The sequence below is a fragment of the Phycicoccus sp. Soil802 genome, from assembly GCF_001429605.1.
GTDB lineage: Bacteria > Actinomycetota > Actinomycetes > Actinomycetales > Dermatophilaceae > Pedococcus.
Genome location: NZ_LMSS01000004.1, coordinates 56,571 through 68,856 on the forward strand (window position 1 = coordinate 56,571; position 12,286 = coordinate 68,856).

A 12,286-nucleotide genomic window follows, 5' to 3' on the forward strand; every position below is an offset into this window, starting at 1 on the left:
GGGCGTAGCAGGAGATCAGAAACTTTCACGTGCGCCTTCGACCCTACAACGCAGGTCAGCGGGCCGCACGGCACCCCCCGGGGCTGCCCGGCATACGGAACGGGTATGCCGCGAGAGCGGCTCCCACCCGTGGCGACGCGGGGGAGCCGCTCACTCAGCCGAGGTCGGGTCGACCCCGGCGCGGGCCGGGGATGCGGACCCGGTGGGGGATCCGGAAGAGCACGATCGCGCGGATCTGCTCGCGAGCCAGCGAGCCGATGCCGTGCGTCCACGAGTCGGCGACACCGAGCGCACTCTGGTTGTCGCTCTCCACCCAGTAGCGCCGCCGGTCGCTCGGGTCGCGCATCGTGACCCGCTTGATGGCCAGCGGTCGCGGGTTCCCGGAGTCGTCGTCGGGCAGCCGGACGATGGCGAGTCGGCCCAGCCGCGGTGGTGCGCCGCGCAGGACGAGCATCCGGTCACCGGTGTGGAGGGTGGGCTCCATGGACCGTCCGCGGACGACCACGACGCCGAGCCCCACCGGCATCAGGCGGGACCCTCGTCGCCCAGGCCGGCGAGGTGCGCGGCCTCTTCCAGGGCCTTCTCGTGCGCCTCCTCCTCCTGCCGCATCCGCCGGAGGAAGCTGCGGGTGCGCTCGTGCTGCGGGTTGGAGATCACCTCGCTCGGCGGACCCTGCTCGACGACCACGCCACCGTCCATGAAGACCACGCGGTCGGCCACGTCACGGGCGAAGCCCATCTCGTGGGTCACCACGATCATGGTCATACCGTCCTGGGCGAGCTGGCGCATCACCCGGAGGACCTCGCCGACGAGCTCGGGGTCGAGCGCCGAGGTGGGCTCGTCGAAGAGCATCAGCTTGGGCTGCATGGCGAGGGCCCGGGCGATCGCGATGCGCTGCTGCTGACCGCCCGAGAGCTGGGCGGGGTAGGCGCTGGGCTTGTCCTTGAGCCCCACCTGGTCGAGCAGGGCGAGGGCGCGCTCGCGGACCGCCTTCTTCTTCTCCCCCTTGACCTGGATCGGCGCCTCCATGATGTTCTCGAGCGCCGTGAGGTGGGGGAACAGGTTGAACCGCTGGAAGACCATGCCGATCTCACGGCGCTGGGCGGCGATCCGCTTGTCCGTCAGCCGGTGCAGCGTCCCGCTGCGGTCCTCGTAGCCCATCAGGTCGCCGTCCACCCAGATCCGGCCGCCGTCGATCGACTCGAGCTGGTTGATACAGCGCAGGAAGGTGGTCTTGCCCGACCCGGACGGGCCGAGCAGGCAGACCACCTCACCGGGGTGGACGTCCATGTCGATGCCCTTGAGCACCTCGTTGCCGTGGAACGCCTTGGTGACGTTGACGGCGTGGACCAGGGGGTCCCCGGTGCTCTTGCCGGTGTCCGTGCTGGAGCCGGTGCGGGTGTCGGTGCTCATCAGTGACCTGCCGTGATCGTGTCGAGCTTGCGCCGGGTGGCCTTGGACGGGGCGCCGAAGCCGCGTCCGTAGTAGCGCTCGAGGTAGTACTGCCCAACCATCAGGATCGAGCACACGATGAGGTACCACAAGGTGGCGGCCATGAAGCCGGGCACGATCTGGAAGCTCCGCGAGCCGAAGCCGTAGGCCTGGAAGTAGAGCTCGGTGATGATCGATGCGGCGATGAACAGCGAGGTGTCCTTGACCATGGCGATCGTCTCGTTGCCGGTCGGGGGCACGATGACGCGCATCGCCTGCGGCAGCACGATCCGCCGCATGGTCTTGCCGGGGGGCATGCCGAGGGCGTGCGCCGCCTCGGTCTGGCCCCGGTCCACGGACATGATGCCGGCGCGGGCGATCTCGGCCATGTAGGCGGCCTCGGAGAGCCCGAGGCCCAGGATGCCGATCCAGATCGAGGACGAGATGTCGTTCCAGCTGAAGCTGAAGAAGGTCAGGTCGTTGCCGAGGCCGAGCGCCTTGGACAGCTGCTGCCCGAACGGGATGCCGATGTCGATCGGGTTGTAGAGCACCGCGATCGCGCCACCGAGGATGGCCAGCAGGACGTAGCGCGGCATCGCCCGGAAGAACCAGGTGTAGACGAACGCCACCCCTCGCAGCACCGGGTTGGTCGACAGCCGCATGACGGCCAGCGCGATCCCGAGCACGATGCCGAGGACCATCGCACCGATGGTGCCGAAGATGGTCCCCTTCCACAGCCCGTCGATGACCGGCCGCTGCTGCATGATCTCGAACGCGAAGGACCAGTTCCAGTTCGGGTTGGTGACCACCGAGCTCACCATCATGGCGACGACCACGAGGATCACGGCGATCGCCACCCAGCGCCAGGGGTGCCGGACCGGCCGGGCGTGGATCTTGCCCGGCCGGTCCGCTGCAGCGGCGGGGGTGGACATCAGGGCTGCGGGTTCACAGCGAAGTCGCTGATCGCGCCGCCCTCGGTCTTCCACTTGGTGAGGATCGACTTGTACGTGCCGTCGGCCTCGAGCGACTTGAGCGCGTCGGCGATGGCCTGCCCGAAGTCGGTCTGGTCCTTGGGGAGCACGTAGCCGTAGGGCGCCGAGTCGTACTGCTCACCGAGCAGCTCGAGCTTGCCCTGGGTCGTCGCGACGGCGCTGATGGCCGGCGGCAGGTCGACGAGCATGGCGTCCGCCTTGCCGGTCAGCACGGCCGACGTCACCTTGGCCTGGTCGGCGTCGACGATCGGCTTGATGGCGGGCTTGCCGGCATCCGTGCAGTCCTTGCTGCGCTTGGGCAGGTCGACATCGGCCTGGACGGTGGCCTTCTGGACCGCGATGTTGAGGCCGCACGCGCTGGCCGGGTCGACCTTCTTGGGGTTGCCCTTCTGCGTGACCCACTGGGTGCCGGCCGTGAAGTAGCTGACCATCGTGGCTTCCTTCTCGCGGTCCGCATTGACCGTGAAGGACGAGACGCCCACGTCGTACTTGCCGCTCTTGACACCCAGGATGATCTGGTCGAAGCCGGTCGGGACCCACTCGGTCTTGATGCCGAACTTGGCCATCACCGCGTCGAAGAGCTCGACGTCCATCCCGATGACGGTCTTGCCGTCCGTGTCGAGGTACTCGTTCGGCTGGTAGGTCGCGTCCGTGCCGATGACGATCTTCCCGGCGCTCTTGACCTTGGCGGGCAGCTTGGCCACCAGGGCCTGGTCGACGGTCGCCTTGGTCGTGGAGCTGCTCGAGCTGCTGGTGTTCGTGGACAGCGAGTCGGATCCACAGGCGGAGAGTGCCAGTCCGGCGGTGGCCAGCCCCGCGATCAGGAGCGTGGCAGGGCGAAGGCGGTGGGTCATGCGGTGAGGTTCCTTCCTCGATGGCGAGTGGCGGGCAGGGGCGCGGCGCCACGTGGGGGACTGACCGGCATACTGCCACTCCGATGGGGCGACGCGGGTCACACTCGCGTTACGACAGTGGTTTCGCGGTCGCCGTTGTGCCACCATGAACTCGCGGGTAACCCCCGCACCTTGCGTTTGAGAGGCCACACCCGGCTGTCGTTCGACCGCGCGGCTCGATCCGTGCGCGGTGTGTGCCCCACGCAGTTCTGCTGTGAGCAACTTCTTCTGTTCGCAGCTCCGACCCCTTTTGAGGTGACTCGTCCATGTCTGCCATCCCGTCGTACCCGCTGTTCGACCCGTCCGACCCGGTCTTCCGGGCGCACGAGGGCGGCAAGCTGGGGGTACACGCCACGCAGCCACTGCGGGACCGCGCCGACCTGGCCCTGCTCTACACGCCGGGCGTGGCGGATGTCTCCCGCGCGATCGCGGTCGACCCGACGCTGGCCGCCCGCTACACCGCTCGGGCCAACACGGTGGCGGTCGTCACCGACGGGACCGCCGTCCTCGGACTCGGCGACATCGGCCCGCTCGCCGCGCTGCCCGTGATGGAGGGCAAGGCGGTGCTGTTCAAGCACTTCGGGGACGTCGACGCCGTTCCGGTGTGCATGGAGTCGGGCACGGTGGAGGAGCTGGTCGACGCCATCGCCCGGATCGCGCCCACCTACGGCGGCATCAACCTCGAGGACATCTCGGCGCCGCGCTGCTTCGAGATCGAGCGCCTGCTGCAGGAGCGCCTCGACATCCCGGTCTTCCACGACGACCAGCACGGCACGGCCATCGTCGTCCTGGCCGGGCTGCTCAACGCGGCGACCGTGGTCGGCCGCTCGCTGGAGTCGCTGCGCGTGGTCGTCTCCGGAGCCGGCGCCGCCGGGGTGGCCGTGACCAAGCTGCTGGCCCGTGCCGGTGTCGCCGACATCGTGGTGTGCGACTCGCGCGGCATCATCGCCCCGGATCGCGACGACCTCGCTGACCACAAGCGCCGGCTGGCCGCCACCACCAACCCACGCGGCCTGTCCGGCGGGCTGTCCGACGCCCTCACGGGCGCTGACGTGTTCGTCGGGGTGTCCGGTGGGCAGGTGCCGGAGGAGGACGTCGCCCGGATGGCACCCGACGCGATCATCTTCGCGCTGGCGAACCCCACTCCCGAGGTGCACCCCGACGTGGCTGCCCGGTATGCCGCGGTGGTCGCCACCGGGCGCTCGGACTTCCCCAACCAGATCAACAACGTGCTGGCCTTCCCGGGGATCTTCCGTGGCGCCCTGGACTCCGGTGCCGCGCAGGTCACCGAGGCCATGAAGCTGGCCGCGGCGCACGCGATCGCCGGGTTGGTCGAGCACCCCACCGCCGAGGAGATCGTGCCGAGCGTCTTCGCCCCCGGGGTGGCGGACGCGGTGGCGGCGGCGGTGTCGAAGGGGGCCTGAGCCCCGATCGGCAGCCGACCTCGAACCGGCCCTTGAGCCGGCTTGGAGCCGGCCGTGGGGCCGGCCGTGGGGCCGGCCGTGGGGCGGGCCGTGGGGCCGGCCCTGGAGCCAGCCCTGGAGCCAGCCTTGGAGCTAGTCCTGGCCCTGGTCCTGGTCCTGGTCCTGGTCCGCGAGCTCGCGGGCCAGGGCCAGGCAGGCGCCGTAGGAAGGCAGCAGGTTCTCGTCCAGGGCCTGGGCCAGCGACGGCGCCGCTGCGTCCTTGGGCGACAGCAGGGGTTCGAGACCGTCCGGGAAGACCAGTCCCACCTCGGCGTCGAGCGGGTGGATGCCGTGCTCCCGGCCGGGGTTGTAGGCCGCGGTGCACAGGTACATCGCCGTGGTGTCGTCCTCGAGCGCCACGAAGGCGTGCCCGAGCCCCTCAGCGAGGTAGACCGCCCGCCGGTCGACCGTGTCGAGCAGGACCGAGTCCCACTGGCCGAAGGTCGGCGACCCCACCCGCAGGTCGATGACGAAGTCGAGGAGGGCGCCTGACAGGGCGGTGACGTACTTCGCCTGCGACGGCGGGACGTCGGCGAAGTGGATGCCTCGCACGGTCCCGCGCGACGACACCGAGATGTTGGTCTGGACGACCTGGGGGCGGTGCCCGATGACCTCCGCGAGGAGGTCACCGCGGAACGACTCGAGGAACACGCCCCGGTCGTCGGGGAACTGGCGCGGGGTGACCTCGAACGCGTCGGCGATCGAGAGGGGGCGGATCTGCACTAGCCGGCCCCGGCCTCTTCGAGGAGCCCGGTCAGGTAGGCGCCGTAGCCGCTCTTGCGCAGCGACGCCGCGAGCTCGGCGAACTGCGTGTCGGTGAGCCAGCCGTTGCGCCAGGCGATCTCCTCGATGCACCCGATCTTCTGTCCCTGCCTGGCCTCGACCACGTGCACGAACTGCGCGGCGTCCATCAGCCCCTCGAACGTGCCGGTGTCGAACCACGCGGTGCCGCGCGGCAGGACGGTGACGGTGAGGTCGCCCCGCTGCAGGTACGCGTCGTTGACACCGGTGATCTCCAGCTCGCCGCGGTCGCTGGGCTCGAGGCCGCGGGCGATCGCGACGACGTCGTTGTCGTAGAAGTAGAGACCGGGCACCGCGTAGGAGGACTTCGGGTGCTCTGGCTTCTCCTCGATGGAGATGACGCGGCCGTCCTCGGCGAACTCGACGACGCCGTAGGCGGACGGGTCGGTCACGTGGTAGGCGAAGATCTGGCCCCCGGTGACGTCGGTGTTCGCCGCCAACGAGGTGCCGAGGCCGGTGCCGTAGAAGATGTTGTCGCCCAGCACGAGGGCCACCGAGTCGTCGCCGATGAAGTCGGCACCGATGATGAAGGCCTGGGCGAGGCCGTCGGGGCTCGGTTGCACGGCGAAGGTCAGCGCGACACCCCACCGCGACCCGTCACCGAGCAGTCGCTGGAACTGCGCCTGGTCCTCGGGGGTCGTGATGACCAGCACCTCGCGGATCCCGGCCATCATCAGGGTCGAGAGCGGGTAGTAGATCATCGGCTTGTCGTAGACGGGCATGAGCTGCTTGCTGATGCCGAGCGTGATCGGGTGCAGCCGCGTGCCTGACCCCCCTGCCAGGATGATGCCCTTCATGGGACCCGACCCTAGTGCGAGCAAGCCCGCCGTGAGGCGTGTCCCCGCGCGATAGCCTCGGCGCCATGAAGGTCCTCGTCACCGGCGCCGCCGGGTTCATCGGCTCGAACTTCGTGATCAGGGCCCGTGTGGTGCGGCCGGAGTGGCGGCTCACCGTCCTCGACTCGATGACGTATGCCGCGAACCTCGCCTCCCTCGACCCGGTCGCCGGCGAGGTCGACGTGGTGAAGGGCTCGGTGACCGACGCGGACCTCGTGGACGAGCTGGTCGCCGCGCACGACCTCGTCGTCCACTTCGCCGCTGACTCGCACAACGACAACTCGCTCGAGGACCCCTGGCCGTTCATCGACACGAACATCATCGGCACCTACCAGCTGATCCAGGCCGTGCGGCGGCACGACAAGCGCTTGCACCACGTGTCCACCGACGAGGTCTACGGCGACCTCGAGCTCGACGACCCGGCCAAGTTCACCGAGAGCACGCCGCTCAACCCGTCGAGCCCCTACTCGGCGTCGAAGGCCAGCGCGGACCTCCTCGTGCGGGCCTGGGTGCGCTCGTTCGGCCTCAGGGCGACGCTGTCCAACTGCTCCAACAACTACGGGCCCCGTCAGCACCCGGAGAAGTTCATCCCGCGACAGGTCACCGGGATCCTCGACGGGGTGCGGCCCAAGCTCTACGGCGCGGGCCTCAACGTCCGCGACTGGATCCACGTCGACGACCACAACGACGCGGTCCTCGCGATCATCGAGCAGGGCCGGCCCGGGGAGACCTACCTCATCGGCGCCGACGGCGAGATGAACAACCGTGACGTCGTCGCCCTCATCCTCGAGCTGATGGGCAAGCCGGCCGACTGGTTCGACCACGTGCCCGACCGACCGGGGCACGACCTGCGCTACGCCATCGACGCCGCCAAGCTCCGGGCCGAGACCGACTGGCGCCCGGCCCACCCGGATGTCCGCTCGGGCCTGGTCGACACGATCGCCTGGTACCAGGACAACCAGGACTGGTGGCGCACCGCGAAGGTGGTCGCCGAGGCACGGTACGACCGGATCGGGCGCTGATGGCGCGGTGGCTGGTGACCGGCTCGGGCGGCATGCTCGGGCTCGACCTGCAGGTGACCTTGGCGCTGGCCGGGGTCGACGAGGACGACGTCACGGCACTCACCCGCACCGACCTCGACGTCACCGATGCCGACGCGGTGCGCGACGCGGTCCGGGGGCACGACGTCGTGGTGAACTGCGCGGCATACACGGCCGTCGACGATGCGGAGACCCATGAGGGGCAGGCGTTCGCGGTCAACGCGATCGGCGCGGCCAACGTCGCGGACGCGTGCCGGTCGGTGGGCACGCGGCTCGTGCACCTCTCCACCGACTACGTCTTCTCCGGCGACGCCGACGAGCCCTACGCCGAGGACGCGGCCCTGTCACCGCTGTCCGCCTACGGCCGGTCGAAGGCTGCGGGGGAGTGGGCCGTGCAGGCGCGCTGCCCGCAGGCCTGGATCGTCCGGACGGCCTGGCTCTACGGAGCCGGGGGCCCGAACTTCGTCAAGACGATGGCCCGGCTCGCCGAACGGCACGACACCCTCGACGTCGTCGACGACCAGCGCGGCCAACCCACCTGGACCATGGACGTGGCGCGGGCCGTCCTGCGCCTCGTCGACGGGTCCGCCCCGTTCGGGGTGTGGCATGCGACCAGCCAGGGCGACACCACGAAGTTCGGCCTCACCCGCGAGATCTTCCGCCAGCTCGGGTTGGACCCGGACCGGGTGCGACCCACCACGAGCGACGCCTTCCGCCTGCCGGCCCCGCGTCCGGCCTACAGCGTGCTGGGGCACGACGCGTGGCGGATGGCCCGGCTCGCTCCGCTCCCGCACTGGGAGGCCAGCCTCGCCGAGGCGCTGCCGGACGTCGTCGCCGAGCCGCCGAGCAGCTGAGCGGCTGAGCGGCTGAGCAGCCGAGCAGCTGAGCGGCTGCACGACGCGAGGGTGAACGGATGGCTGCACCCGGCCGGTCACCTTGCAGTCGAGGGGTCCGGTGGTCGAGAGTGGCCGCCATGGCAACTGAGACGCAGCGCACCTCCCAAGAAGACCTCTGGGCCGGCGAGTTCGGCGCCGACTACATCGAGCGGAACCGGGGCACCAACCTGATCGCGAGCAACACCGAGCTCTTCCGCAAGGTCTTGGCGGCCACGGACGGCGTGGGCTCGGTCCTCGAGCTGGGCTGCAACATCGGGAACAACCTGATGGCCCTGCGCACCCTGCTGCCCGACGCCGACCTGCACGGTGTGGAGATCAACACCCAGGCCGCCGCCGAGGTGGAGCGATGGGGCGGCGCGACGGTCGAGGTGGCCTCGATCCTGGAGTACCAGGCACAGCGCGGCTTCGACCTCACCTTCACCAAGGGTGTCCTGATCCACATCAACCCCGACCGGGTGCGCGACGTCTACAGCGCCTTGGTGGAGTCGTCGAACCGCTACGTGATGGTCTGCGAGTACTACAACCCGACGCCCGTCGAGGTCAGCTACCGCGGTCACGAGCAGGCGCTGTTCAAGCGCGACTTCGCCGGGGAGATCCTCGACGCGTTCCCGGAGCTCACCCTGGTCGACTACGGCTTCACCTACCACCGCGACCCGCAGTTCCCGCTCGACGACTCGACCTGGTTCCTCATGGAGAAGTCCGGCTGAGTCGTCCGGAGGGGCGTGCGGCTAGGGTCGGGACATGCTCGCCGTCTACGCCGCACGCCAGTCCGCCGACGACCCGCTCTCGGGGCTGGAGGTCGGTGAGCGGCCCGACCCCGCCCCGCGCGAGGGCTGGACGACGGTCACGCTCCGGACGGCCGGGCTCAACCACCACGACGTCTGGTCGCTGCGGGGAGTAGGGCTGCCCGCCGACCGGCTGCCGATGATCCTGGGCTGTGACGGCGCGGGCATCGCCGAGGACGGCACCGAGGTGATCGTCCACGCGGTCATCCCCAGCGACGGCTGGCGGGGTGACGAGACCCTCGACCCGCGGCGCACGCTGCTCTCGGAGCTGCACGACGGGACCCTCGCCGACAAGGTCACCGTCCCCACCACGAACCTGGTGCCCAAGCCGGCCGAGCTCCCGTGGGAGCACGCCGCCTGCCTCTCGACCGCGTGGCTCACCGCCTACCGCATGCTGTTCACCAACGCGGGGCTGACGCCCGGCGCCACCGTCCTGGTCCAAGGGGCCGGCGGCGGGGTGTCCACCGCCCTCGTGCAGCTCGGGGCCGCGGCGGGCTACCGGATGTGGGTCACCAGCCGCGACGAGGAGAAGGGCCAGCGCGCGGTCGAGATCGGCGCGGACCGCGCGTTCGGCAGCGGCGAACGCCTCCCCGACCGCGTCGACGCCGTGATGGAGACGGTCGGGGCGGCCACCTGGTCGCACTCGGTCAACTCGCTGAAGCCCGGCGGCACCATCGTCATCTCCGGGGCGACGTCGGGCGACGCGCCCAGCAAGGCCGAGCTGACCAAGATCTTCTTCAAGCAGCTGCGCGTCGTCGGGTCGACGATGGGCAGCCGTGGCGAGCTCGAGCGGCTGGCCCAGTTCGTGGTGCAGCAGCGCATCGCGCCGGTCATCGACACGACCCTGCCGCTGGCCCAGGCCCGGGACGGCTTCGCCCGCATGGCCGCCGGGGAGCTGTTCGGCAAGGTCGTCTTCACCGTCTCCTGACCCCCCGACCCCTCAGGGGGTCAGAGGAGGGCGGTGACCAGCCAGACGATCCCGGCCACCGCGAGGATCGCCACGGTGGCACCGGCGACGATGACCGCACCCTTCTGGGTGCCGCCCATCTTCTCGTCCCAGCCCTGCTCCTTGGCGACGTCGCGGACCAGGTCGCGACCCGCGGTGGCGTCGAAGCTGTAGTCGACGACCTTGCCGACCTGCCCGGTCTTCAGGTCGACCCCGAGCTCCTTGCGGAACGACTTCTCGTAGACCCGACCGCGCTGCGTGGACGCCGATGCCTGCAGGCGCGGTGACGAGCCGCCGCCGCTCCACGAGAAGGTGTTGCTGACGTCGGTGATCGTCATCGACTGACCGGCCTCGTTGAGCCGGACCTGGTGCGTGAACACCTTCTTCAGCCCGTGCGCCTTGAACACGGCCAGCCACTGGGCGTCGGCCACGTCGATCGTCAGGTCGAAGCCCTGCGGCGTCTCGCGCACGGCATACGGGGTGCCGGCGGCAGCAGCGCGCACAGCAGTGATCAGTTCAGCGGACGTACCCATCGAGGGCCCCCTCGGTCGTCGGTGGTGATGCGATGTCGTGCCGGTCAGCAGGCGGTCAGCAGGCGGTCAGCTCGGTGAGATCTGCAACCAGTCGTACCAGCCGTTGTGCAGGACCAGCCAGGCGATCAGACCGTATCCCGCCTGCCCCGGGTGGTGTTGCACCCGGCTGGCGGCCAGGTCACTCTGCCACTGCTCGTGCCCCAGCAGCGGCCGGAAGCAGTCGACGAACGGCACCCCGCGCCGGGAGCACACGTCGGCCTGGGCCTCCACCAGCACGTCGAGCTTGGCGTTCAGCTCCTCGTCGTCGCCCGGCGGAGGGCTGACCACGAAGGTGCCGATGCCGGCGCTCGCGGCGTCGTCGAGGATGTTGGCCAGGTTGAGCCGGTGCCGGGCCAGGGTCACACCGGTCGCCGCGTCGTTGCCGCCGACCGAGATCACCAGCCGCTTCTCGGCCCGGCCGCGCCAGCGTGGGGCGCACTCGGCCTTCCAGCGGGCCAGCACGTCAGCGGTCGTGTCGCCGCGTACGCCGAGGTTGTAGGCGGTCAGCTCGAGGTCGGAGTGGTGGGTGCGACCCACGACCCGCGAGACCCAACCCTGACCCTTGGGGTCGCCGACGCCGGCCACGAGCGAGGCGCCGACGAAGACGATGCCCACGTCCCGCGGACCGTCAGCGGCGACCTGGAACTCGGCACTCGGGGTGAAGGTGGGCTCGCTCACGCGTCAGTCCTCGTCGTCGTCGAGCCGGGCCAGCCAGGTGGCCAGGCGCTCGACGGGGGTCTCGAAGTCGGGGTTCAGGTCCACGAACGTGCGCAGCTGGTCGGCCAGCCACTCGAAGGAGACTTCCTCTTCCCCTCGGCGAGCGGCCAGCTCCTCGATGCCACGATCCGTGAAGTACACGTCTGCAAGGTTAACGGGGGTATGCCGCGTGGCTGAGCCAGCCACGCGGCATACCCACCGCTGTGTGGGGCTTTGCTCGTCGCCCGACGACCATGGTCAGCGACGCGGATCGGCCGCACTGCGGAGGATGCGAGCAATGGAGGACCCCTGCGGCGACCCTGGTCGTCCCGCGACGAGGTCACGCGGCCCAACCGGAGTCGGGCCAGTCGCAGCTCCTCGCGCAGGGCCAGCTCCTCGCGCCGGATGGCCACGGCCGCCGTGATCATCTCGGCCACCCAGTCCGGCTTGGTCATCACCCTCGTCCAGGGGAACCGCAGCACCAGCCAGCCGTCGGCCACCAGCTCGTCGTACCGCACGCAGTCCTTCTCGAACAGCTCACCCTCCCCGTGGAACTCGTAGCTGTCCGCCTCGAGCACGATCTTCAGGTCCACGTCCGCGAGGTCGACCCGACCCACCCACCGACCGTTGCGGTCGATGCGGACCTGCGGTGCCACCGACAGGCCCGGGACGTCCAGCGCGATCGCCCGCAGCACTGACTCGAACGGGTTGGCCGCGCGCGCGTCTGCGAGCTGCACCACTCGAGCCACCCGGCGACGAGGCCCCCGGGCCGGTAGCGACGCGACTGCTCGCATGAGCTCAGCTCTGGTCACTTTCCCCTCTCGCAAGGCGGAGTCGGCGACGGCAAGCGCCTCGTCGAAGGGCAGCCGCGCCGCACAGTCGAGGATCGTGCGGACTCGAGTGGTGACGGTCCCGTCCACAGCGCTGGCGGGCAG

At 70.2% G+C, this 12,286-nt stretch carries 14 protein-coding genes and 1 pseudogene; 5 read left to right on the forward strand and 10 right to left on the reverse strand.

The genetic code is table 11. From position 1 onward, the window contains the following. Positions 1–154: 154 nt before the first annotated feature. Genes ASG91_RS09365 through ASG91_RS09380 form a run of 4 tightly spaced genes read right to left on the reverse strand, consistent with a single transcriptional unit; the run spans position 155 to position 3,277 of the window. Positions 155–526 (reverse strand): S24/S26 family peptidase, encoded by a 372-nt coding sequence (locus tag ASG91_RS09365; RefSeq protein WP_056922389.1) that lies wholly within the window; start codon positions 524–526, stop codon positions 155–157. Next, positions 526–1,413, reverse strand: a complete 888-nt coding sequence (locus tag ASG91_RS09370) for an amino acid ABC transporter ATP-binding protein (protein ID WP_056922390.1) — start codon at positions 1,411–1,413, stop codon at positions 526–528. Before ASG91_RS09370 ends, ASG91_RS09365 begins: the two co-directional genes overlap by 1 nt. After that, positions 1,413–2,363, reverse strand: coding sequence for an amino acid ABC transporter permease (locus ASG91_RS09375; RefSeq protein WP_056922391.1), 951 nt, complete (start codon positions 2,361–2,363; stop codon positions 1,413–1,415). The genes ASG91_RS09370 and ASG91_RS09375 overlap by 1 nt, the downstream gene beginning before the upstream one ends. Then, complete coding sequence (locus tag ASG91_RS09380) at positions 2,363–3,277, reverse strand: ABC transporter substrate-binding protein (RefSeq protein WP_056922392.1); 915 nt, start codon at positions 3,275–3,277, stop codon at positions 2,363–2,365. Before ASG91_RS09380 ends, ASG91_RS09375 begins: the two co-directional genes overlap by 1 nt. Before the next feature lie 305 nt (positions 3,278–3,582). Here ASG91_RS09380 and ASG91_RS09385 point away from each other — a divergent pair, with 305 nt between their 5' ends. Continuing rightward, positions 3,583–4,740 (forward strand): NADP-dependent malic enzyme, encoded by a 1,158-nt coding sequence (locus ASG91_RS09385; RefSeq protein WP_056922393.1) that lies wholly within the window; start codon positions 3,583–3,585, stop codon positions 4,738–4,740. Positions 4,741–4,872: 132 nt separating this feature from the next. On the opposite strand, the gene ASG91_RS09390 is transcribed toward ASG91_RS09385, so the two are convergent. Both ASG91_RS09390 and rfbA read right to left on the reverse strand, forming a co-directional pair. Next, complete coding sequence (locus ASG91_RS09390; RefSeq protein WP_056922394.1) at positions 4,873–5,502, reverse strand: dTDP-4-dehydrorhamnose 3,5-epimerase family protein; 630 nt, start codon at positions 5,500–5,502, stop codon at positions 4,873–4,875. Beyond that, positions 5,502–6,377, reverse strand: coding sequence for a glucose-1-phosphate thymidylyltransferase RfbA (rfbA, locus tag ASG91_RS09395; RefSeq protein ID WP_056922395.1), 876 nt, complete (start codon positions 6,375–6,377; stop codon positions 5,502–5,504). Before rfbA ends, ASG91_RS09390 begins: the two co-directional genes overlap by 1 nt. 65 nt (positions 6,378–6,442) lie before the next feature. Here rfbA and rfbB point away from each other — a divergent pair, with 65 nt between their 5' ends. The 4 genes from rfbB to ASG91_RS09415 all read left to right on the forward strand — a co-directional run bounded on the left by rfbB (position 6,443) and on the right by ASG91_RS09415 (position 10,065). Then, positions 6,443–7,438, forward strand: a complete 996-nt coding sequence (rfbB, locus tag ASG91_RS09400; protein WP_056922396.1) for a dTDP-glucose 4,6-dehydratase — start codon at positions 6,443–6,445, stop codon at positions 7,436–7,438. Continuing rightward, positions 7,438–8,310, forward strand: coding sequence for a dTDP-4-dehydrorhamnose reductase (gene rfbD / locus ASG91_RS09405; protein ID WP_056922397.1), 873 nt, complete (start codon positions 7,438–7,440; stop codon positions 8,308–8,310). The genes rfbB and rfbD overlap by 1 nt, the downstream gene beginning before the upstream one ends. A gap of 119 nt (positions 8,311–8,429) precedes the next feature. Next, the gene (locus ASG91_RS09410) at positions 8,430–9,059 is read left to right on the forward strand and encodes a pseudaminic acid biosynthesis-associated methylase (protein WP_056922398.1); all 630 of its coding nucleotides are present in this window, start codon (positions 8,430–8,432) and stop codon (positions 9,057–9,059) included. Positions 9,060–9,093: 34 nt separating this feature from the next. Further along, the gene (locus ASG91_RS09415) at positions 9,094–10,065 is read left to right on the forward strand and encodes a zinc-binding dehydrogenase (RefSeq protein WP_056922399.1); all 972 of its coding nucleotides are present in this window, start codon (positions 9,094–9,096) and stop codon (positions 10,063–10,065) included. 20 nt (positions 10,066–10,085) lie between these two features. Here the strand turns inward: ASG91_RS09415 and ASG91_RS09420 are convergent, their stop codons facing one another. The 4 genes and pseudogenes from ASG91_RS09420 to ASG91_RS21195 form a co-directional block, all read right to left on the reverse strand. Continuing rightward, positions 10,086–10,616, reverse strand: a complete 531-nt coding sequence (locus ASG91_RS09420) for a hypothetical protein (RefSeq protein WP_157606274.1) — start codon at positions 10,614–10,616, stop codon at positions 10,086–10,088. A 66-nt stretch (positions 10,617–10,682) separates the two neighbouring features. Further along, entirely contained in the window at positions 10,683–11,333 is a 651-nt protein-coding gene (locus tag ASG91_RS09425) for a GDSL-type esterase/lipase family protein (RefSeq protein ID WP_056922401.1), read from the reverse strand. A 3-nt stretch (positions 11,334–11,336) separates the two neighbouring features. Continuing rightward, on the reverse strand, positions 11,337–11,513 hold the full coding sequence (locus tag ASG91_RS21190; protein WP_157582120.1) for a DUF6104 family protein: 177 nt from the start codon (positions 11,511–11,513) through the stop codon (positions 11,337–11,339). A 260-nt stretch (positions 11,514–11,773) separates the two neighbouring features. After that, positions 11,774–12,145: pseudogene (locus tag ASG91_RS21195) on the reverse strand (endonuclease domain-containing protein); the annotation flags it as partial. Positions 12,146–12,286: the final 141 nt, after the last annotated feature.